Source organism: Tautonia sociabilis (genome assembly GCF_003977685.1).
Taxonomy (GTDB): Bacteria; Planctomycetota; Planctomycetia; order Isosphaerales; family Isosphaeraceae; genus Tautonia; species Tautonia sociabilis.
In genome coordinates this window covers 102,111-123,961 of the sequence record NZ_RYZH01000013.1, presented here as the reverse complement: position 1 = coordinate 123,961, position 21,851 = coordinate 102,111, and the positions used below count along the sequence as shown (strand labels likewise).

General features: G+C 70.1%; 18 protein-coding genes. 9 read left to right on the top strand and 9 right to left on the bottom strand.

Annotated features, from left to right (window positions below; all coding sequences use genetic code 11):
• Positions 1-176: 176 nt before the first annotated feature.
• Entirely contained in the window at positions 177-452 is a 276-nt protein-coding gene (locus TsocGM_RS08760; protein ID WP_126724928.1) for a hypothetical protein, read from the bottom strand.
• Between the two features lie 254 nt (positions 453-706).
• On the opposite strand from TsocGM_RS08760, the gene TsocGM_RS08755 reads away from it, so the two are divergent.
• Together TsocGM_RS08755 and TsocGM_RS08750 are read left to right on the top strand one after the other, a co-directional pair.
• A complete protein-coding gene (locus TsocGM_RS08755) occupies positions 707-1,789 on the top strand; it encodes a carboxypeptidase-like regulatory domain-containing protein (protein WP_126724927.1) in 1,083 nt (360 codons plus the stop codon).
• 108 nt (positions 1,790-1,897) lie between these two features.
• Entirely contained in the window at positions 1,898-3,034 is a 1,137-nt protein-coding gene (locus tag TsocGM_RS08750) for a glycosyltransferase family 4 protein (RefSeq protein WP_233578630.1), read from the top strand.
• A 10-nt stretch (positions 3,035-3,044) separates the two neighbouring features.
• Here TsocGM_RS08750 and TsocGM_RS08745 read toward each other — a convergent pair whose 3' ends face one another.
• Positions 3,045-4,409 carry a dicarboxylate/amino acid:cation symporter gene (locus tag TsocGM_RS08745; protein ID WP_126724925.1) on the bottom strand — a complete coding sequence of 455 codons (1,365 nt, stop codon included), beginning with the start codon at positions 4,407-4,409 and terminating at the stop codon, positions 3,045-3,047.
• A 197-nt stretch (positions 4,410-4,606) separates the two neighbouring features.
• Here TsocGM_RS08745 and TsocGM_RS08740 point away from each other — a divergent pair, with 197 nt between their 5' ends.
• The 3 genes from TsocGM_RS08740 (at position 4,607) to TsocGM_RS08730 (ending at position 8,735) form a co-directional block, all read left to right on the top strand.
• Positions 4,607-5,929, top strand: coding sequence for a type II secretion system F family protein (locus tag TsocGM_RS08740; RefSeq protein WP_126724924.1), 1,323 nt, complete (start codon positions 4,607-4,609; stop codon positions 5,927-5,929).
• Positions 5,930-6,356: 427 nt separating this feature from the next.
• Entirely contained in the window at positions 6,357-7,178 is an 822-nt protein-coding gene (gene lpxA, locus TsocGM_RS08735; protein WP_126724923.1) for an acyl-ACP--UDP-N-acetylglucosamine O-acyltransferase, read from the top strand.
• Positions 7,179-7,349: 171 nt separating this feature from the next.
• Entirely contained in the window at positions 7,350-8,735 is a 1,386-nt protein-coding gene (locus TsocGM_RS08730) for a neutral/alkaline non-lysosomal ceramidase N-terminal domain-containing protein (RefSeq protein ID WP_126724922.1), read from the top strand.
• A 28-nt stretch (positions 8,736-8,763) separates the two neighbouring features.
• On the opposite strand, the gene TsocGM_RS08725 is transcribed toward TsocGM_RS08730, so the two are convergent.
• From TsocGM_RS08725 to TsocGM_RS08715, 3 genes are all read right to left on the bottom strand, one after another.
• Positions 8,764-10,038, bottom strand: a complete 1,275-nt coding sequence (locus tag TsocGM_RS08725) for an MFS transporter (RefSeq protein WP_158633444.1) — start codon at positions 10,036-10,038, stop codon at positions 8,764-8,766.
• Positions 10,039-10,202: 164 nt separating this feature from the next.
• Positions 10,203-11,756, bottom strand: a complete 1,554-nt coding sequence (locus tag TsocGM_RS08720) for a hypothetical protein (RefSeq protein WP_126724920.1) — start codon at positions 11,754-11,756, stop codon at positions 10,203-10,205.
• 129 nt (positions 11,757-11,885) lie between these two features.
• A complete protein-coding gene (locus TsocGM_RS08715; protein WP_126724919.1) occupies positions 11,886-13,523 on the bottom strand; it encodes an MFS transporter in 1,638 nt (545 codons plus the stop codon).
• A gap of 305 nt (positions 13,524-13,828) precedes the next feature.
• On the opposite strand from TsocGM_RS08715, the gene TsocGM_RS08710 reads away from it, so the two are divergent.
• Positions 13,829-14,275, top strand: coding sequence for a hypothetical protein (locus TsocGM_RS08710; protein WP_233578628.1), 447 nt, complete (start codon positions 13,829-13,831; stop codon positions 14,273-14,275).
• Between the two features lie 22 nt (positions 14,276-14,297).
• On the opposite strand, the gene TsocGM_RS08705 is transcribed toward TsocGM_RS08710, so the two are convergent.
• Positions 14,298-15,035 carry a polysaccharide biosynthesis/export family protein gene (locus TsocGM_RS08705; protein ID WP_158633443.1) on the bottom strand — a complete coding sequence of 246 codons (738 nt, stop codon included), beginning with the start codon at positions 15,033-15,035 and terminating at the stop codon, positions 14,298-14,300.
• A gap of 281 nt (positions 15,036-15,316) precedes the next feature.
• On the opposite strand from TsocGM_RS08705, the gene TsocGM_RS08700 reads away from it, so the two are divergent.
• On the top strand, positions 15,317-16,873 hold the full coding sequence (locus tag TsocGM_RS08700; RefSeq protein ID WP_126724917.1) for an alkaline phosphatase family protein: 1,557 nt from the start codon (positions 15,317-15,319) through the stop codon (positions 16,871-16,873).
• A 110-nt stretch (positions 16,874-16,983) separates the two neighbouring features.
• Positions 16,984-17,238 (top strand): acyl carrier protein, encoded by a 255-nt coding sequence (locus TsocGM_RS08695; protein WP_126724916.1) that lies wholly within the window; start codon positions 16,984-16,986, stop codon positions 17,236-17,238.
• Positions 17,239-17,273: 35 nt separating this feature from the next.
• Here the strand turns inward: TsocGM_RS08695 and TsocGM_RS08690 are convergent, their stop codons facing one another.
• The 3 genes from TsocGM_RS08690 to TsocGM_RS08680 all read right to left on the bottom strand — a co-directional run bounded on the left by TsocGM_RS08690 (position 17,274) and on the right by TsocGM_RS08680 (position 20,514).
• Positions 17,274-18,899: a GH3 family domain-containing protein gene (locus TsocGM_RS08690; protein ID WP_126724915.1), complete on the bottom strand. Its 1,626-nt coding sequence runs from the start codon at positions 18,897-18,899 to the stop codon at positions 17,274-17,276.
• Positions 18,900-18,960: 61 nt separating this feature from the next.
• On the bottom strand, positions 18,961-19,539 hold the full coding sequence (olsG, locus tag TsocGM_RS08685; RefSeq protein WP_126724914.1) for an ornithine lipid N-methyltransferase: 579 nt from the start codon (positions 19,537-19,539) through the stop codon (positions 18,961-18,963).
• Between the two features lie 129 nt (positions 19,540-19,668).
• Complete coding sequence (locus tag TsocGM_RS08680) at positions 19,669-20,514, bottom strand: alpha/beta fold hydrolase (RefSeq protein WP_126724913.1); 846 nt, start codon at positions 20,512-20,514, stop codon at positions 19,669-19,671.
• Between the two features lie 327 nt (positions 20,515-20,841).
• Here TsocGM_RS08680 and TsocGM_RS08675 point away from each other — a divergent pair, with 327 nt between their 5' ends.
• Complete coding sequence (locus TsocGM_RS08675) at positions 20,842-21,822, top strand: TIGR01777 family oxidoreductase (RefSeq protein WP_126724912.1); 981 nt, start codon at positions 20,842-20,844, stop codon at positions 21,820-21,822.
• Positions 21,823-21,851 lie beyond the last annotated feature (29 nt).

Genomic DNA, 21,851 nt, shown 5'->3' with positions numbered 1-21,851 from the left:
GAGTTCCCCGGGGGGGAGGGACGACGATCGGGATCGCCCCGGGGTCGATTGGGCGGCTCGATTGATTATGGTCGAAGTCCCACCGAGCCGCCAGGTCCCCGGGATCGGGGGGCGTACCGGCCGCCTCGCTCGGAAGCCGAGAGGAGCGACGGCAGGCTGTCCTGGCGAGGCCCGACTCAGCCAATTCGGGGGGCAACCGGCAGCCGGGCCCGCCAGCCTTCCTCGTAAGGGTCGGAGAACAGAAGCTGGACAGCCTCGGCGCGGGCGGGATCTTCGCGTCGGAGGATTTCCAGGGCCTTCCGGACGCGATCGAGGCGAGGGTCGTCCTCGACCCGGGGCCGATCGGCGGCCCGATCCAGGCGATCGAGAGCGGCGGCGAGGTCGAGGATCCGGGAGCGGATCTCCAGGAAGTCGCGCTCCAGGACGTCGGACGCGGACCGGGTCCGGCTCATGGGGCCATCCTCCAGGATCGGGGTCGGGGAGGGGAGAGCGTTCCTTCCGATCTTCGCAGACGCCGGGCCGGCATGCAATTTGTGGTCGTTGTTCCCGGCCAGGCCCCCGCGATCGTTCGGGGAGGCGGGCGATCGAGCCGCTTGTTCCGGTCGATCCGGGTGGTATGGTTTATGGTGATCGGATCGATCGATCCGGCGGCCCCGCTTCGCGGAGCGAGGCGGCGGCCGCCCCGATGTCCCAGGAGATGACACCCATGTCCCTGACGATCCGCCGACTCGCGAGCGGGGGCCTGCTGGCCCTGGTGCTGAGCCTGCCGCCGACGCCGGCGGCCGCCAACGGTTTCGGGCTCCTCGACGGCCTCTTCGGCCCAAGGGCGACGGTGTATGACGTGCCGGTCGAGACGATTTTCGCCGTCCCCACGGTCACCTCGTACGTCGTGCCGACGACCGAGGTGATCTCGACCTCGTACCTGGTGCCGACCTCCACGGTCGTCTACCGCCCCGCCCGCTACACCCTCGCGCCGACGATCTACCGGCCCGCGACGACCGTCTTGCCGACGCGCTACTACGTCGGCGGCACCCTCCTCCGGCCGACCCGGTATTACCTCGATGACGTGGTGACGACGACGTATTACTCCGACCCGATCGTCTACCCGTCCCGAATCGTGTATGACACGCCGGTGATCGAGTCGAGCGCGCCGGTGGTGATCGACGCGCCGGCCGCCTCGCCCTCCCCCTCGGCGACCCGGTCGCAATCGGAACCGAGGCTGAGCAACCCGCCTCGACAGTCGACCAATCCCCCCGGATCGGGTCGGTCCTCGGCGCTGGAGTCCCGCCCCGAGCCCGAGCCTGCCGCCCCCGAGGCGGCCGCGGCGCCTCCCGAACCCCAGCCGATCGATCAAGAGCCCACGTCGCCCCCCGACGTGCCGGCCCTGGGAGAGGACGGCTCGATCGAGGGGATCCTGCCGCTGCCGGAGCCGTTCGAGATGCGACAGTCGCAGCGCCCGGCCTTCGGCGGGGTTCCGGGGTCGAGCCTCGCCTCGGCGACGAAACTGGTTCAGGGCCGCGTCCGGGACGAGCGCACCGGCCAGCCTCGGAGCGGGCTCGTCGTGACCTTCTCGAACACGGTTTCCAGCTTCGCCGAGCGTCGGGCCGTCACCGACGACCGGGGCCAGTTCCAGCTTGAGGAATTCCTGCCCGACGGCGACTGGTCGATCGTCGTCTCCGGGCAGGCGGAGAACGAGCCGACCCGCACCTACCCTCAGGTCACGGTGGTCGGCGGCCGGATCTACGACCGCCTCGGCCGGGACTACACGAAGCTGGTGCTGGATTACTGAGCGGACCTCCCCGACCGGACCGAATCGGATCGGATCGGATCGGGAGGAGCGGACGGCGCCGAGACACCCCCGGCGCCGTCCCTTTTTTGCGCGATGCCGGGATCATCCTTGCGGATCTGCTACCTGCTGGCCTACTTCCACCCCATCGCCAGCGGCGCCGAGCGTCAGGCGCTGGCCCAGGGGGCCGAGCTGGTGCGCCGGGGGCATGCGGTGCGGGTCGTCACCCAGGAGGTGCCGGGATCAGGGCTGCCTCGGGACGAGACGATCCGGGGGGTGCTTGTCCATCGCTGGGTGAAGCCGGTGCGGGCCGGGCCGTTGTTCGGGCTGACCTTCGTGGCGGGGGTCGTCCGGGCGTTGCACCGGCTTCGGGGAACGTATGACCTGATCCACACGCACCAGGGGCTTTGGGAGTCGATCGCGACAGGGGCCGCCCGGGCGGTGATCGACGTGCCGACGCTGGTGCAGCCGGCCAGTTCCGGCTACTTCGGCGAGGCCGAGGAGATGGCTCGGACGAAGGGATTCCCCGCGCTGCGCCGGCTCGCCCTGCGGAATACCGCGTTCGCGGCGATCTCGGAGGACATCGAGCGTCAGTGGCTTGCGCTGGGGGTCCCGCCGGACACGATGCACCGGATGTGCAGCGGGGTGGAGACCGACCGGTTCCACCCCGGTGCCAGCGCGGTCGAGGGAACGCTGCCTCCTGGCCCGAGGGTCCTGTTCACCGGCCGGCTGCACCCGCAGAAGAACCTGGACCTGCTGCTCGACGCCTGGGCCGAGGTCGCCCGGAGGCGACCGGACGCCCAGTTGATCCTCCTGGGAGACGGTCCGGACCGGGATCGGCTGGCATCGAAGGCGGCGGGCCTGGGTCTGGGCGATCGCGTCCACTTCCCGGGAGCCGTCGAGGACCCGAGCGAATACCTCCGAGCGGCGGACGTCTTCGTGCTGCCGAGCGTGGCGGAGGGGATGAGCAACTCGCTTCTGGAGGCGATGGCGACCGGGCTGCCCTGCATCGCCTCGGCGATCGGCGGGAACACGGACCTGCTCGCCCCCGGGCCGAGCGGCCTGCTCGTCCCCCCCGACGACCGATCGGGATGGGCCGAGGCGATCCTCCGAGTGCTGGAAGACCGGCCGTTCGCCCGATCGCTGGGGACCTCCGCGCTGGAGGCGATCCGGCAACAGTACGACATGCGGGTCGTTGTCGATCGGTATGTCGAGCTGTACCAATCGCTGCTCCGAGGAGGCTCCTGAGCCGGGAGGCTCACGTCGGAGGCCCCCCCGCATCGGAGCGGTCGATCAGCACGGCGACGGTCATGTCTCCGAGGACGTTAACGGTCGTGCGGCAGCGGTCCAGGAACCAGTCGATCGTCAGCAGCAGGGGGATCGCCTCGACCGGAAGCCGGACGGCGGCGAAGATCAACGGCAGCGTGACGAAGCTCCCGGACGGGATGCCGCCGGCGCCGACGCTGGCCAGCAGGGTCGTCAGCATCACAACAACCTGATCGGCGAGCGAGAGGTCCGCGCCGTAGGCCTGGGCGAAGAACAGGGCGGCCACCGCCTGGTAAAGGGCGGTGCCGTCGTTGTTGAAGTTCGTACCCACGCACGCGGCGAGCTGAGAGGCGGCCCGGGAAACGCCGAGCCGATCGGTCAGGGCGCGGAGGGTGATCGGAATGGTCGCGGCGGTGCTGGCCGTGCTGAAGGTCATGGCGACCACGTCGGCCGTGCCCGCCAGGAACCGCAGGGGGCTGAACCGGCCCAGCAGGCCGAGCTGCGCAAGATACCAGACCACCTGGCAGGCGAAGCCGATGAGCACCGCGGCGATGAACCACCCCAGGCGGAGGAACAGGCCGACCCCCTCCCTCGCCAGGCTGATCGCCACGACGCCGAAGACGGCGATCGGCACCAGGGCGACCACCCAGAGGAGGATCTTCATCATCAGCTCGAAGCCGACGGTGAGCACGTCGACCATCGCCCGGTAGGTCGACTCCCCCCGTTGGCGTTGCTCGTCGCGGAGTCTCGACAGCGCGATGCCGACGGCGACCGTGAACAGGACCAGCTGCGCCAGGTTGTTCGAGACGAAGGCATCGCCGATGCTGCGGGGGACCATCTCCAGGATGATCTCGGGAACCGTTCGGCTCGGCGCCATCGCTCGGGGAGGGGGGCGGTCGATGAGGCGGTCGATGAGCCGGGCATCCTCTCCGGTCGACGGCCCCCCGGAGGCGAGGTCGGCCCCCTGGCCGGGCTGGACGACGTTGGAGGCGGACAGGCCAATGACCATCGCCACCAGGGTGTTGAGCAGGTAGAAGCCCATCATGCGGGCCCCCTGGCGTCCCCGGATGTCGTTGGTGACGATGGCGCTGAGGATCGCCAGCACGACGAGCGGCGCCGCCAGAGCTCCCAGGGCCCGGATGATGAGCGTCGGCGCCAGGTCGAGGGCCGTCGCGACCGCCGACAGGGCCAGGCGCACCGAGCCGGGGAGGCGATCGAACCACGAGGCGTCCGCTCCCAGCAGGAGGCCGGCCGGGATCGCCAGCACGACCGCCAGCACAACCCAGGCGTAGAGGGGCAGCGACTTCGTCTCGGCGTCCTCCTCGATCACGGGGTTGACGGGCTTCGGTTCGTCCATCCAGGGGCCTCGGCAGGGGTTCCGTCGGTTGGCGTCGGCATCGGGCCGTAACACGTTGTCCGGTCGGATCGGCGGATGCAAGGGGGGAGCGCCGGCCTGTCGAGTTGCCGGCGCGGGGGAGATCGGCGGATAATGCCCCTGCCGCCGGCAAGGCGGCGCTGCTTCCGGCGGCGAGGCATCGATGACGAGGGCACTGTATGTCTACCCCCGACGACGGCCGCTCCCGGCCTCCCCGCGATCCGAGCCGGGGGCCGAAGCCGCTGCCCCCGACGGACTTCGACGCCGAGCCGAGCACCTTCCGCCCCGCTCCCGGCCCGGCCCGGCCGGCGAATCGCCCCCGCCCTTCCCGAGACCCGGGCCGGGCGGCCGGGTCGGACGATCCGAAATCGTCCTCCCGAAGGCGTTCCCGGTCGACCTCGGGCCGGGGCCAGTCGACCCTGCTGGAGCGGATCCTGTTCGGTTCGGTTCGGTCGAGGGACCTCTCGGCCTTCTGCCGACAGCTTGCGCAGTACCTCGGATCGGGGGTCGACCTGCTCAAGGCGCTCGGCGGGCTGGAGTCGCAGTTCCGGGGGACGGCGCTGGGGCCGGTCGTGGGGCGCGTCCGGGAGCGCATCCGCCGAGGGGCGTCGTTCTCCGAGGCCCTCGACGGCGACCCCCGCGCCTTCGACCGATTGATGCGGAGCATGATGCGGGTCGCCGAGGCCCGGGGGGGGATGCCCGAGGTGCTCCGGCAACTGGCGCAGCACTACGAGCACCGGATGCAACTGGTCAGCCGGGCCCGATCGGCGATGATCTACCCGACGGCCGTCGTGCTCATCGCCTCGGCCGTGGGCTACCTGCTGACGGTGTTCGTCCTGCCCCCGCTGGTCGAGCTGCTCCAGGACATGGCGGGCAAGAACGCCGTCGACCTTCCGGCGCCGACCCGGCTCCTGATCGCGATCAGCGACTTCATGCGGGGGGTCGGCTGGTGGCTGGTGCCGCTGCTGGCGGCCGGGGGAGTGATCGGCGTCTTCCGGGCCTACCGGACGGGATGGGGGAAGCCGATGCTCGATCAGGCGGCGCTCCGGCTGCCGGTGCTGGGGGCGCTGATGAGGAAGATCGAGACGACCCGGTTCGCCCGGACCCTCTCGACCTTGCTGGAAGCGGGGGTCGACTACGACGAGGCGATGCGGTTGACGGCCGAGGTCCTGAACGCCTCCCCGATCCGCCGGGCGGTGGACCGAGCGAGGGGGGAGGTCCTGGCCGGTCGGGAGCTGAGCGAGGCGCTCGACGAGTCGCATTGGTTTGGCGTTGATGTGATCCAGGTCATCGCGACCGGGGAGGAGACGGGCAAGCTTCCCGAGGCGCTGGAGCACCTGGCCGACGACTACCAGGAGCAGGTCGACCGGATGGTGGACAACCTCGGGCAGCTCCTCCAGCCGATCCTGACGATCGGCATTGGGGGGGTCGTCTTCTTCATCGTGCTGGCCTTCGTGATGGCGTACGTTTCGGTGATCTCGAATCTCGCCTCGGGGCTCTGACCGCCTCCTGGAGGGGATTGGGCTTTACGGCGGAGCGGATCTCGTCTATTCCAGGCGGCGGACGATCGCACCCCGACGACGCGAGACGACCGCCGACCCCGGGCTCTCCGGCCCGAGGCGACGACCCGATCGAACCAGGCCCTCCCCCGATTCGATTCACCCTCCCCGATCGACGGTCCGAGCCTCCCGGCCTCGGCCCGACCGCCTTGCCGGTCGGGCGGCCCCGTCCGGCGGGACCTCGCCTCGCCGAGGGGAACCGACGGATCGGACGCGATCGGCCGGATCCGAAGACCGCGCCTCCTCGGGACGGAGCCCGAAGGGCGCGGGGCCGCTCCTCTCCCCCTCAAGTTCCGATGACGGAGGCGACGAAGAGAGTCGTTGAGGGGCAGCGGACCGGTCCGGACGACCTAGCGGAGGGCGAGTCACCATGACCCTGGCAGTCTCCGGACTGATCCACCCGACCGCCGTGATCGGTCCCGACGTGGAGCTTGCTCCCGACGTCCGGGTCGGCCCCTACGTCATCATCGAGGGCCCCGTCCGCATCGGGCCCGGCTGCGTCATCGAGGGGTACGCCTGCCTGAGCGGGCCGATCGAGATGGGCCGGGAGAACTACGTCGGCTACAAGGCCGTGCTCGGCAAGGGCCCGCAGTCGAGAACCTACCGAGGGGAGCCGACCCGGCTGATCATCGGCGACGGAAACGCCTTCCACGACTACGTCACCGTGCATCGCGGGACGGTCGAGGGGGGAAGCCTCACCGCCATCGGCAACGGCAACGTGCTCCGCAAGGGAGCCCACCTCGGCCACGACGTGATCATGGGGGACGGCTGCCTGCTCGAGTCGAACGTGCTCCTGGCCGGCCACGTGCAGATCGGCGACGGCTGCGACCTGTCCAGCCACGTCGTCATCCAGCAGCGGGTGCGGATCGGCCGGCTCGTCCGGTTCTCCGGGCTGGGGGGCAGCACCAAGGACGTGCCGCCGTTCGTCGTCCAAGAGGGGTACAACTGCATCACCGGCCTGAACGTGCAGGGGCTCCAGCGGATCGGAACCCCGACCCCGGTGATCAACGCCCTCGGCGAGGCCTTCCACACCCTCTTCGAGGAGGGCCGCAACCAGGCCGAGGCGCTGGAACGCGTCGAGACCCGGCTCGGCTCGATCCCCGAAGTGCGCGAGGTGCTCGACTTCATCCGAGGAACCCGAATCGGCATCAACCACATCCGCAACGAGGAGCGGCGCAACTGGTGCGCCTGAGCTCCCCGGCGATCGCTCCTCAAGGGGGGGGACCCGCCTCGACTCCCCCCTCCGCGTTGACAGCGCGACACCTCCGAAGGGATGATCGACCCGATCGGGGAGGAGTCCCGGTGCCATCGGCGGCCCGGGCGACTCCTCCCGTCGCCGAAGGTCCCCCCTCGAGGTCGCTCCATGCGCGTCTTTGGCCGATCGCTTCCGATGCTGGTTTTGCTGCTCGCGACGGCGGCGACGGCGACGGCCGCCAACCCGGCTTCCGGGAAGGGCGGATGGAAGGCCGGGCTGGCGAAGGTCGTCATCACCCCGGAACGACCGATGTGGATGGCCGGCTACGCTTCCCGCACATCCCCCTCCGAGGGAACGCTCCACGACCTCTGGGCCAAGGCCCTCGTCTTGCAAGACGACCAGGGAAGCCGCTCCCTCCTGATCTCCCTGGACCTCTGCGGCATCGACCGCGAGTTCTCGATCGGGGTCCGGGAGGAGATCGCCCACCGGCACGGCCTTCCCCTCGATCGGATCGTGCTGGCCTGCTCCCACACGCACACCAGCCCGGTGGTCGGCTCGAACCTGATCACGATGTACCCGATGGACGACGAGCAGCGTCATCGGGTGGCCTCGTACACCGAGATCCTCGCCCGGACGCTCGTCGAGCTGGCCGGGGAGGCGATGAGGAATCTGATCGACGTGCATCTCTCCCACGGTCAGGGGAAAGCGGGCTTCGCCGTGAACCGTCGGGAGAACGACCAGAACCGGGCGGACGAGCTCCGGGCCGAGCTGGCGCTGAAGGGTCCGGTCGACCACGACGTGCCGGTCCTCTGCCTGAAGACCTCCGACGGCACGGTCAAGGGGGTGGTCTTCGGCTACGCCTGCCACTGCACGACCCTGGCCCTGAACCACTTCTCGGGAGACTACGCCGGCTTCGCCATGATCGAGCTGGAGAAGGCCTATCCTGACGCCGTCGCCCTGTTCGTCGCCGGTTGCGGGGCGGACCAGAACCCGCTGCCGAGGAGGACCGTCGAGCTGGCCGAGAAGTACGGACACGAGCTGGCCGACGCGGTCAAGCGGACGGTCAAGGGGCACCTGCGCCCCGTGCTCGGTTGCCTGCGATCGGGCTATGAGGAAGTGGACCTGGCCTTCGCCCCGATCCCCGATCGAGCCCACTGGGAAGCCGAGGCGGCGTCCGACCAGTTCGCCGTCGCCAACCGGGCCAAGTCGTTCCTGGAGCGGCTCGACCGGGGGGAGTCGCTGCCCGAGACCTACCCGTATCCGGTGCAGGTCTGGCGGCTCGGCGGGTTGACCTGGATCTTCCTCGGCGGCGAGGTCGTCGTCGATTATTCCCTGAGGATCAAGCGGAACCTCGGGCCCGACACCTTCGTCTCGTCGTACTGCAACGACGTGATGGCCTATATTCCCTCGCTCCGGGTCCTCCAGGAGGGGGGCTACGAGGGGGCCACCGCGATGATCTACTACGGACAGCCCGGCCCCTGGGCCGAGGACGTCGAGGATCGGATCATCGCGGGCCTCAACCGGGTGCTTCGCGCCTCGGCCGGCCAGGAGTGAAGCGAGGCCGGGTCGGGCCGCCTCCCGGTCATCCCGGCCGGGCGGCGCCGAGCGGGGCTTCGGCCGGATCCCTCGTCCTCGGATGAGCCCCGAGCCGGTCGAGCAACCGGCTCGACCCGAGGCCCAGCGCGGCCGCCCCGCAGAGGACTCCCGAGGCGACCAGCACCGGCTCGACCCCCAACCACTGGGCGAGCCGGCCGGTGAGCAGCGCCCCCATCGGCACCGAGCCGGAGAAGACGATCAGCCAGATCCCGGCGACCCGGCCCCGCAGACGGTCAGGCACGTCGAGCTGGATCATCGTCTGGATGGACGAGGTGTAGGTGATCGCCCCGAAGCCGGCCCCGAACAGGCAGAGCATCGCCGCGGCGGCCGGCACTCCCGACGGGGCGATTGGGCCGAGCAGGAGGGGAACGGCCCCCAGGCCGGCCAGGGAGCTCGCGAAGAGGCCCAGCCCGAGCACGATCAGCATCTCGCGACGGACCCGGCCGCCCAGCCGGGCCACCCCGAGCGCCCCCGCCACCGCCCCGGAACCGGCGCTGGCGAGCAGGGCCGAGTAGCCCAGCTCCTGCGTCCCGATCGAATCGCGGGCGTAGGCGGCGAGCATGGCGTTGTAGCCCATCCCCGCGACCCCGAAGAACGCCATCAGCCCGAAGAGCACCGCGACCCGGCGATCCTGCCGCAGGTAGGCGAACCCGCCGAGCAGGTCGGCCGGCCCCTGGCCGGATCGGACCGGGGGCGCCGGTCGGCCCGGAATCGACAGGACGGCGGCGATCGCCGCCAGGAAGCTCAGCGCGTTCAGGATGAACGGCGCACTGCGGCCCAGCCAGGCCAGACAGACCCCCGCCAGCGCCGGGCCGACCACCCGGGAGGCGTTGAACAGCCCGACATTCAGCGCGATCGCGTTGCCCAGGTGCTCCCGGCCGACCAGTTCGTACAAGAAGACCTGGCGGGCGGGCATCTCGAACGTATTGCCCACTCGGGACAGCGCGAGCAGGGCGATCAGGTGCCAGAGCCGGATCAGCCCGAGGGAGAAGAGCACAGCCAGCGTGGTGGCCAGGATCAGTTGCACGAGCTGCGTGCTGAGGACGGTCGACCTCGGAACGGAACGGTCGGCGATGGCGCCGGCGATCAGGCCGACGACCAGGCCGGGGAGGAGATTGGCGGCCTCGACCACGCCGAGCCACCAGGCGGAGTCGGTCAGCTCGTAGACGATCCAGTTGACCGCGGCGGCCTGCATCCAGGTGCCGACGAGACTGACTCCGTGCCCCATGTAGAAGCGTCGGTAATCCCGATTCGCGATCAAGGCCTCAAACATCCGTCCCCGACGGGGCCGGGAGGATTCCGGGGAGGGGACGGCGGCCATGGGCCCTCGGGGGAGAATCGTCGGATCGGGGTCGGGCCGGACCGGCCCCGCCTCATTATCTTCCCGATCGCCCCGCCGCACAATCGATCCTCCCGGCGAGTGCGTCAGCCGCCAGCCGATTCGGTGGCCGAAGCCGGCCCTCGCGAACGAGTTCGGGACGAGGCGGCCGTCTCCGCGATCAGCGAGCTCCCCAGCGCGACGAGATAGCCGAGCAGCGCCATCGGCAGCCACCGGCAGGGGTCCATCCCGGGAACGATCCGGGAGAGGATCGGCAGCAGGCCGACCGCCGACCCGATCCCCCACGAAGCCAGGCCGATCGTCCGGAATCCGGGACGAGGCCCCGGCCAGGAGGATCGGTGCCAGACCAGGTCGGCCGAGAGCACGCCGAGCATCGGCGCGAGCACCCCGGCCGTCAGGTCGATCACCAGCGGGACGTTCCCCGCCAGGCCGTTGATCATCAACGGGAAGGCCACGACCGCCCCGATCACCCCCCAGGCCCAGCGTCGGGGACGGCTCCGGATCGCTTCCAGCCGGTTGCTGTACGCGAAGCTCGCGTAGACGGCCGAGGCGAGCGACCCGAGCCCCAGCAGGATCAGGCCAACCCCTCCCGCGACGCCACCGATGCGACGCTCAAAGACCAGGTGCAGCTGATAGGCGATCGGGTTGGTCGGCAGCCGGGGCGGGTCGAACCGACCGAGGCCGGGGGTCGGCCCGAGGTCGTCCACCGGCTCTTCCTCGGGGACGATCGCATTAGGGTTGTGCTCGATCGCCGCCTCGGCGGCCAGCGCTCGGCCGAGCGAGCCGGCGACCGTCAGCACGGCGATCGAGGCGATCACGGTCGACGCCAGGGCGACGCCCACGATTCCCGAGAGCAGGACGTCTCGGGGTCCTCGGAGGGTCGCCCCCCAGTTGATCGCGTGCACGGCCACCGTCGCGGAGAAGCCGAAGACCAGTTGCGTCATCGCCCAGAAGGCCGGCCACGGCCTCAGGGCCGACTCGGCGAAGAGCGTCGAGGAGGCGAACCGGTAGTCGGGCAGGCCGGGGATCGCCCAGACCATCGCCCCGGCAAGCGCGAGGCCGAGGAAGATCGGGTAGACGATCATCAGGGCGGCGATCCAGCGGATGAACCGGGTCGCCACCAGGGCCGAGGCGATCCCCCAGAGCAGGGCGGAGATCGCGTAGACGGTCGATCGGTGGACGGAGCCGTCGCCGCCGCCGGGAGGGTAGAGGGAGTCTGGGGCGATGAGCCCGGCGGTGGAGAGCCCCCGAAGGTTGAAGGAAACGGCGAAGTGGACGGCGACCGCGAACCAGAGGATCTGGACCAGGCCCACGAGCAGGCCGGGCACCAGGGCCGACCCTCGGACGCCGAAGGCCGACGTGGCGACCACCATCATCGGCCTCCGGCAGCGGAGCCCTTGCAGGCCGGCCGGGACGAACAGCAAGGCGCAGGAGAGCAGCCCGCCGAGGCCCGCTCCTCCGATCGCCGCCGGCAGACCGCCGACAGCGAGTGTGGTGGAGGGAAGCTGGTCGAAGTAGGCCGCCCAGAGGTAGCCGGCGATGAGCACGCCGGCGAGCGACCGCGACCAGACCTGCCGCTCCGAGGTTGGGTGGGCCATCGCCTTGCGGAGCCGGGAGGGCAGGTCGTCTCGGGGGCTCATGGGCCGTCTCGCTCGCCGGGGGGACGCATCAACGACGCGAGGGCAAGGCCCCGCCCTCCCTCGGATCGGCGAGGGAGCGGCCGGGCGATGCCCTCGGAGACGATCGTACCACATCGATCCAGGGGGCGGTCACATCTCCGCGGGTCCGGCGACGCCCCCGGTCATCATCTGCTCCTCCTCCGTGTCGGTCACCAGCACCTGGGGCTTGTAGCCGCCCTGCGAACGGTAGTAGAGGATCAGCAGCACGTAGCTGACGAACATGATGCAGGGGAAGATCGCCACGGTCATCAGGGCGTTCTTCTTGGCGGCCTCTCGAATCGCCTCGACCTCGGCCCGCTGCTGCTCGGGGAGCTTCTCGATCTGGTCCTGGAGCAGCGGCCGGTAGGTGCCGAAGACGCTGATCCGGGGCTCGCCGACGACTTGCTCGAAGATGGCCGGGTTGCTGGCCTGGAGCTGCTCGACCGCTTCCCGGTCCTGGATGTTCCCCAGCAGCGGGTTGCCCAGCACGCCGACCGAGAGCATTCCGACGCCGGCGATCGTGTTGAGGGTCATCGCCCCGCCCTTGGGGTACTGCTCGGCCACGACGCCGAGCATCGTCGGCCAGAAGAACGTCTTGCCGAAGCCGTAGAGCGTGGCGGCGGCGAGGATCATCAGGCCGGTCGACTTGGAGAGGAAGACCAGGCCGCACGCCGCCAGGACCGCGCTGACGGCCAGCAGACCCAGCGGCGAGATCCGGTGCACGATCGGCCCGGCGAAGAACCGGAGGATGAGCATGATCAGCGACGTGTACACGAGCACCCAGCCGGAATCCAGGTTGAAGCGGGCCATCTCCGGCCCCATCAGCGAGGTGATCCAGCTGTCGGTCCCCAGCTCGGTCGTCGCCAGCGGGATCATGATCAGCAGCAGGAAGATGAAGATCGGTCGGCCGGGAGCGTGGACGTAGGCCCCGAAGGCGCCGGTCAGCACGGCCACAATCACCAGGCGGGCGATGAGGATCGAGCTCTCGGACATCCCCTGGAAGAGCACTTCCGATTCGATGAAGACCCGGGTGATCTCCCAGACGAGCATGATGGAAACGATCAGCGCGCCGATGACGCCGACCTGTTGCAGCATCGCTTTGTACGAGACGCCCGCGGCCACCCGCTCCGAGACGGGGAAGCGCTGCGGGAGCATCAGGAGCCCGTAGGCGATCACCGGCAGGAAGACCAGCCCGACCTTGTACTGCCAGTCGATGTCCCCCATGGCGATCGTCAGAATCCCGCCCAGCACCAGGCCGCCGGGCCAGCCGGCGTGCAGGATGTTCAGCCACTTCGTCTTGGCGTTCGGGAAGAGGGAGGCGACGACGGGGTTGATCACCGCCTCCACCGTCCCATTGCCCAGCGCCATGACGAACGAACCGATGTAGAGCACCCAGTAGCCCCGGATGCCCAGGCTTTGCTCCAGCGGCTTGGCGAAGAAGAGGATCAGAGCCGCCCCCAGGTGGGTGGCGAAGGCGAAGGCCATCGCCTTGCCATAGCCGATCCGGTCGATGATCAGGCTGAACAGGACGATGCTCACGGCGAAGGGCCAGAGCCCGACGCCGAGGATCTCTCCCTTCTCGGTCTCGGTCAGGCCGAAGTCGGCCTGCCACTGGTCCATGATCAACACCCGGGTGATGAACGCGAACGCGGTGGCGATGAGCGCGATGAAGCAGGACCAGAACAGGAAGAGATCGCGCGTGCCCACCTTGGCGGTACTCGCGACGTTGTTCCCGTCGTGATGGCTCATGGGGTCGGCTCCGAAGCAAGAGGGGAGGGATCCGATCCAGGGCGCGGGCCGATCCGGGAGCGGCCTGGAAGGGCACGCTCAGCGGCGAACTTCCGTCGCGGGACGCCCCGGCCCGGCAACGTGTTCGGGAGATGCGACGCGGGATGGCAACGTCATACCCGAGCGGCCGGTTACAATCAATCGAGCAGCCGGTTTTCACTTCCGGACGGGCGCGGTCGGGCCGATCGGGCAGGATCCGACCGCCCGGCCCCCTCCAGGGGCGGCCCGCCTCAGTTCCCCTCGCCCCGAGAAGGGAGGACGGCCCCATGACTCGGACCCCGACCGCCCCGTCCCCGGAGGACGACCGCCGACGGCCCTCCGCGCCGCTTCGGGTGGCCGGTTACGCCTGGGCCTCGCCGACCACGATGGTCGGCCTGATCGCGGGGGTGCTGACCCTCTGTTCCGGGGGCCGGGCCCAGCTCCGCCGCGGGGCGATCGAGTTCCACGGCGGCTTCTCGGACTGGTTCCTGCGCCGCTTCGCGAAGGCCGCCGCCATGACGCTGGGGCACGTCATCATCGGTCGAGACGAGCGCTGCCTGGACTCCTGCCGGGAGCACGAGCTCGCCCACGTCCGCCAGGCGGAGCGCTGGGGCCCCGCCTTCATCCCCGCCTACCTGCTCGCCAGCGCCTGGGCGTGGTCGAGGGGAGAGCACTCCTATCTCGACAACTGGTTTGAGCGGGACGCCCGGAGGGCCTGCGGCGAGGACTGGTAAGTGGAGCGAACCGCCCCGGGGATCAGCCCCCGAAGAGGGTCCCGATCAGGCCTCGATCCCGGGTGCCCGGCACGACGATGCGGTCGCCGGGGAGAATCTGGTAGTTGGTCGTCGTGTCTCCCCGGTCCCGGATCGCCTCCCAGTCGATCCGGAGGACGACATCGGGATGGCCCAGCGGCTGAGGGCGGGAAAGATAGGCCTTCTCGGGAAGACTGTTCGGGCGGAGCCCGGCCTGGAGGATCGCCTGGAGCACCGTCTCCCCCCCGACCAGGGGAACGGCCCCCTGCGACGAGACGGCGCCGATGATGTAATAGAACTTGCTCCGGGTCGTACTCGCCAGCCGAACCGAGACGTTGATCGGCTCGTCGGGCTTTGAGCCGGAGCGCTCGGCCCGGGAGATGAGCCCGGCCTTGATCACCTCCTCGGCCTGGGCCAGCGTCAGCCCCGCGACGTGGAAGTCGCCCGCGAAGCCCAGGTCGATCCTCCCGTCGGCCTGAACCGTGACGAGGCGCTGGGCCGGGTCCAGCGCCGAGGGGCGCACGAGGACCTCGAGCTCGTCCGGGGGTTCGATCACATAGGGAGGCAGCGTGACCTTCTGCAACTCCCTTGGCTGAGCCAGGTCGATCACGCCGTACTGGGGGATCCGGCGTTCTTCCTTGCGGCGTTGCAAGGAGCAGCCCGGCGTCAAGACGATCAACGCGAGCCCGATCACCGCGCCCGTCATTGCCAGACGCAGCGAACCTCGCGCGCGAGGGATCATCGGCCGACGCCTCCGTGGTCGTGGTGCCGCTCCATCGGCGATCGTTGCGTCCGCCAGCGTCATCCCGGCCGGCCATCCTCGGTTCCTGGGTACGGAATCGGCCGGGGGACTCCCGGGGCTTGACGGAAACTCCCGTTGACCCCTCGGCGGGCCCGGGATAGGCTCCGACATCCCCCGGGGGGCCCTTGGCGCCGTTCCCGGGGCGGTCGCCCAGGAGGGGCGCCGAGCGTTCATCCGGGGGAGAGTCGATCCCCCCGCCCCGCCATCGCGAAGGAGAGCGTATGCCGGGCCCCGCCTCTCGGGTGGTCTTCCTCGGGCTCGACGGCGCCACCGAGACGGTGCTCCGGCCGGCCTTCGATCGCGGCTGGATGCCGAACCTCGAGGCGCTCTGGAGGCGGTCGGCGACCGGAACGCTCTGGTCTTCCGAGCCGATGGTCACTCCCGTCGCCTGGACCTCCTTCCTCACCGGCTGCAACCCGCCGACCCACGGCATCCACGAGTTCCACTACATCGACCCCGTCGACCGCACCATCCTGCCCAACCACGCCGGCCGCATCCGGGTGCCGACGCTCTGGGAGATTCTCTCCGAGTCGGGCCGGCAGGTCGTCTCGCTCGGCCTGCCGATGACCTACCCCCCGCCGGACGTCCGGGGACTGGTGGTGGGCGGCTCCGACGCCCCCGGCCTATCGTGGGCCTTCGCCCAGTGCCCCGACTTCGGGGAGGAGATCCGCCGCAACCTGCCCGCCTACTCGCACAAGGTGCTCTGGAAGCACCGGCCCCGGACGCTCGACGAGCTTCGGAGGCTCTCCCAGCGCAACCGGGACAGCTTCCATGCCCAGGCCGAGGCCGCCGAACGCGCCGACCGGCGATGCGACTGGGCCGCGATGATGGTCCACTTCCACAACCTCGATGGCATCCAGCACCGCCTCTGGCCGTATCTCGAGGTGGACGAAACCGCCGCCGGGCAGCCGGAGTGGACCGCCGAGGTCGTCTCCTGCCTCCAGGAGCTCGACCGCGCCGTGGGCCGCCTGCTGGAACTGGCCTCCCGGCGGGACGCCGCCGTGATCGCCCTGTCGGACCACGGCTTCGGCCCCTGCCGGGCGCTGGTGGATGTGAACGGGCTGCTCTGCCGGGCGGGGCTCCAGCGCCGCTTGCCCTACGGAACCCGGCTGACCTACCGGCTGCGACGGCTCCGGGACCGCTTCGACCGCTGGAAGCGCCGGCAATCCCCCGACGGGACCGCGAGCCGGGGTCCGAGGTCGATCGAGGGAGAGGTCGGCTGCGACTGGTCGAAGACGGCCGCCTTCGCACCGTTCGGCCAGCTCTGCGGCTCGATCTTCCTGAACCCGAGGCTGGTTTCAGGATCGTCGGCGGCCTCCCGGGTCATTGGCGAGATCATCGACGCCTGCCGGGCGGCGGAGGATCCCGAGACGGGACTCCCCCTGTTCGCCGACGCCTTCGACGTGGCCGAGCGTTACAACCTCGACCCCTCGGCCGAGGGGCTGCCCGACGTGCTCGCCCCCTCGACCGACGGCTATCAGGCGATGGCCAAGTGGGCCCCCTTCCACCGCTCGTTGCTCCGGCCCGACCCGGACCTGCCGGCCACGCACCGGGCCGACGGCGTCCTGGCGATCGACGCCCCCGGCGTCCTCCCCGACTTCCCGATCGACGCCGAGCTGCCCGACGTGGCGCCAACGGCCCTGTCGCTGCTCGGCCTGCCGGTGCCGGAGGTCATGGAGGGCCGGATCCTGGACGAGGTCTTCGACCACGCCGAGTCCCGAACCGCGTCCGGAACGGTTCCCTCGACCTCCTCCCGATCTCGGCGGCCGATCGGCTGAGTCGCTTCGCGTCGAACCGAGTCGAACCGAACCGAACCGAACGGGACCCGGCGCCGGCGGAGACGGCAAGCGGCCCCGACCCCATGCGATCCCGACCGAGGACCGAGCCCATGAACTCCATCCGAGCCCAGATCAAGGACTACCTGCTCGAGGAATTCCTCCCCGGCGAGGATCCGTCCGAGTTGGCCGACGACACCCCGCTGATCACCGGGGGGATTCTCGACTCGATCAGCACGCTCAAGCTCGTCGTCTACCTCGAGGAGCGGTTCGGCATCAGCCTCGAGGCACACGAGGCCGGCGTCGATCATCTGGACACGATCGATCGCATCGCCGCTCTGATCGAGAAGAAGAAGCGAGCGGCCTGATCAGTGCGCCTCCCAGGCCGGGTGTCCGTGCTCGGCTAGGGGCGGCCGGCCACCGATCCCGGTTCCAGTTCGGCGGTCACGGCATCGGCGCTCCGGAAGAAGGAGGCGAGCTCGGCGGTGAGCTGCCCGCCGCCGTCCATGCGGGGGACCTTGTGCTGGCCTCCGAGCTTCCCCTTGGCTCGCATCCAGTCGGCGAAGGCGCCGGGGCGGACGGCCACCAGCGCCGGCATCGGCAGCCCGACCCCTTCGGAGCGATGGGCGGCGTAGTCGGCGTTGCGGCGGCCGAGATCGGCGTCGAGGGCAAGCCGGAAGGCCTCCAGGTCCGCTGGAGGCGTCGAGAACTCGACAAGGAATCGGTGGTAGCCCGGAGCACCCTCGAAGACCGGGCCCGCGTGCCACTCCGAGACGACCGCTCCCGACTCCGAGGCCGCGGCGGCCATCGCCCCCTCGATCTCCTCGCTGATCAAGTGCTCGCCGAACGCCGAGAGCGAGTACTTCGTCCGGCCGGTGAAGCTCAACAGCGGCGGGTCGAGCGACTCGAACCGGACCGTATCTCCCACCAGGTGGGCCCACATCCCCGCGCAGGTGGAGAGGACGATCGCGTAGTTCACGCCGACCTGAGCGTTCCCAAGCCAGTGCCGGGTCGGCTCGTCGCGATCGAGCTCATCGACCGGGACGAATTCGAGAAAGAGCCCATGGTTGGTGATCGGCCGGAGGAGCCCCGTCGTCGGGTCGCCGAAGGCGATGAACCCCTCGGAGCAGGGGTAAGTCTCCTGAAGGGAGATCCCGGGGGAGCCGAGGATGGCGTCGAAGGCCGAGCGGTACGGGTCGAACTTCACCCCGCCGTGGACGACGACCTCGAGCATCGGCCAGACCTCGGCCACGGTCGACTTGCCGGTCTCGGCCAGCAGACGCTCGAAGAACATCAGCAACCAGCTTGGCACCCCGCTGATGAGCGAAATCGGCTCGTCCTTGCCGCGGCGGACGAGCATCGCGAGCTTCTTCTCCCAGTCCGGCTCGTGGGCCAGCTCGATCGGGGGGAAGACGTAGGGGCGTAACAGCTCGCTGACCTCGAGTGAGGCGATGGCACTGAGATCCCCCTGGCGGACCCCCGGGGCGGGCTGTTCCAGGTCGGTCGAGCCGCCGAGGAAGAACAGCTTGCCCCGAAAGAGCCGGGAGCCGGGGCGAGAGGCCATGATCGCCCGGACCATCCCCCAGGCCGCCTTGCGGTTCGAGGCGAGCATCTCCCGAGAGACGGGGATGTACTTGGTCGCCCCCTGCGTCGTCCCGCTGGTGAGGGCGAAGTACGGGATCAGGCCGGGCCAGGTCACGTCCCGGAGCGTGGGGTACGCCGAAGAGAGATACTCCTCCCAGAGCCGTTCATAGGTCCGCAACGGCACGTGCTTCCGGTAAGAGGCGACCAGCCGATCGGGCGACCGTCCCCCTTCGGCGAGGATGGCATCGAAGCCATGATCGCGGCCGAAGCGCGTTCTCCTCGCCTTGCGGAGCAGAAGCGAGAGCTGCCGGGCCTGATCCGACACGGCGTCGCCGGGGCGCCCCGATTCGAGCACCCGGGCGGCGGTGCGAATCGCGCCGTTGACGCCAGCCTTGACCGGGGCCAGCCCGGCGACCCGGGGGAGGACGGAGGGGGATCGGCTCATCGGTCGTTGGGAGGCGGGGGGATCGGCTCGGTGGTGGTGAGGCCCTGATCGGGGGGGACGTTCAGGGGATCGGTTTCACTCCCCGGCAGTAATAGGCCCCGGCGGGGGGGACGTTGCGGGGTTCGAAAGTGAAGCGGACCTCGTCGAAGAAGCGGCGGTAGAAGTTCAGGTAGACCAGCGGCAGCTCGGTGATCTGGTTGTAGGAGCCGCCCGGCTCCAGGACCCGGCCGACGTTCCGGAACAGGTCGCGTTGCAGGTCTTTCGGGAACGATGGGACGGGGAGGCCGGAGATGATGGCGTCGGCTCGCTCGATCCCCCGATCCTGGAGCATGGCGGGCAGGTCCCGCACGTCCCCCTCGATGATCTCCAGGTTCGGCCTCGGGTCGAACCGATCGCGGAGGACCCGGACGAAGTCGGGATCGCGCTCCAGGACCAGCAATTTCGTCTCCGGCCGGGCGCGGCGGATCAATTCCCGGGTGATCGGCCCGGTGCCGGCCCCGAGTTCGATCAGGACGCGGGCGTTGTCCCAGTCGACGTTCCGAACCGTGGCCCGAGAAAGCCACGGGCTGCTTGGCGCCAGGCTGGCGATGGCGGTCCCGTGGCGCAGGAATTTGCCGAGGAAGAGGAGCGATTCCTTCATGGTCTCTCGGGGGGAGCGGGGCGGGGCGGAGCGGAGCGGAGCCAGCCAGGGTGCCGATCGCGGGGAAGGAGGTCGCCGCCCCGCCCCGTCTCGACTCGAAGCGCAAGGTCGGTAGGGCCGAACCGGGAGTCAGGCGCGAACTTTCGAAAGCGACCGATTCGGATCGAGCGCCGGAGGGATCGTGTCGAGGGAGTCCTTCAGGAACTTGACCACCAGCTTGTTCACCAGCCCCGCCCGCTCGATCTGGGGGGCGTGACCGCAGCGCGGGATCACCACCTGGCGGGCCCGAGGCATCCGGGAAGCGGCCCGGATCGAGCCAGGGATGTCAGCGATGATGCGGTCGTCCTGCCCCCAGATCAGCAGGGTGGGATGCTCCACCCGCTCCAGCAGGTCGCCGACGGAATGGCCGACCGTCCCCCGGAGGGTCCGCAGGACCCCCTTCTTCCAGCGACGGTCCTGAAACTTGCGCTCGATCGCCTCGACGAGATCCTCGCCGGCGAACGGCGTCCGGTGGAAGACGGAGCGCACCAGCGAGTCGTAGTCGCTGCGCCGGACGCCGTCCATGACCGGCAGGTTCTCCTCGCCGTGCAGGCCCGAGGGGCAGATCAGCACGAGCTTGGCCACCTTCTCCGGATACCGGGAGGCGTAGGTGAGCAGGATCTGGCCGCCGAGGCTGGACCCGACGAGGTGATACGGCGGCTTCTGGACGAACTCATCGAGGAAGCGGGAGAGCCGATCGGTGAGGTAGCCGATCGTGACCTCGCCGCCGGACTCGATGTGCCGATGGAGCTCGTCGCCGTCGTAGACGAGCAGCTCGGGGACCTTGACGTCAAACAGCCTCGACCAGTAAGGACGGTTCGCGAACCAGCTCTCCGACTGTTCGGCCAGGCCGTTGACCAGCACGAGGGTGCCGGATCGCCGGTAGCTGCGAAGGGCCAGGGGGAGGTTGAAGAAGTTCCGCCCGTTGGTCTTCATCGGATCGGTCGACTCTCGGAGGACCAGGGATCGACGGTCGCGTGCCGAGGGGATTCGACACCCCCGGTTGATCGAGCAGGGACTATCGACCCTCGTGCCGACCGTCAAGATTCCAAGCATACCATACCGGGACGTCCAGTCCGCAAGCGTTCGCCGCCCGAGGGGGGCCGGCCGAGGCGGTTCGGCGCTCGGGAGTCCGGGGCGCCGGCACGGAGACGACCGCCCCTCGACGGCAGAGGATCCGGTTCGGGAAAATACCCTCGGTGCCATCCCGCCTCCCGGCGGGATGGCACCGAGGGCCTGGGGATCGAGAGAGGTTCGGAGCCGATGCGCGTCTTCATCGCGGGGGGAACTGGCACGATCGGCACCCGGCTGGTCCGGGAGCTGCTCGCCCGGGGGGACCGGCCAGTGGTGCTGACCCGGAATGCGGCGGCCGCCGGTCGGCGGCCCGAGTTCGAGGGGGTGGAGCTCATCCAGGGCGATCCCGGAGGCCGGGGGGACTGGCAGCGGTCGCTCGATGGCTGCGACGCCGTGGTCAACCTGGCCGGGGCGAACCTGTTCGCGCAACGATGGTCGCCGAGCGTGAAGCAGGCGCTGCGAGACAGCCGGGTCCGCTCCACCGAGCACCTCGCCGACGCCGCCCTGAGAGCAGATCGGCGCCCCTCGGTCTTCGTCCAGGGATCGGCGGTCGGCTATTACGGCGACCGAGGAGACGAGGAGCTGACCGAGACCAGCCCCCCCGGGGACGACTTCCTGGCCCTCCTCTGCCGGGAGTGGGAGGACGCGGCCCGGCCGGTCGCCGAGGCGGGCGTTCGCCTGGCGACGATCCGGACCGGGATCGTGCTGGCCAAGGGGGAGGGAATCCTCGGCCAATTGGAGCCGATCTTCAAGTGGCTCCCCGGCGGAGCCTCCCCCGTGGGAGGGGCTTCCCATCCGCTCCTGCCGGCCTCTGGCCGCCAGTGGATCAGTTGGATCCATCTGGTCGATCTCGTGGGCCTGTTTCTGCTCGCCCTGGACCATCCCGAGGCCTCCGGCCCCCTCAACGGGACCGCGCCGTCCCCCAGGAGGAACGCGGAGTTCAGCCGGGAGCTCGCCCGGACGCTGCGCCGGCCGTTCGTGCCGATCGGCCCCCCGGAGGCGCTGCTCCGGCTCGTCCTGGGCGAGGTCGCCCGGGTGATCGTCACCGGGCAGCGCGTGCTGCCGGCCCGGCCGATGGCGCTTGGTTATGAGTTCGCCTTCCCCGAGCTGGCCGGCGCGCTGCGTGACCTCCTCCGCCGCGATCGGGCTGGGATCGCCCCTCGCCCCTGAACCTCAGGGCCTCCCGGACGCTCGGCGAT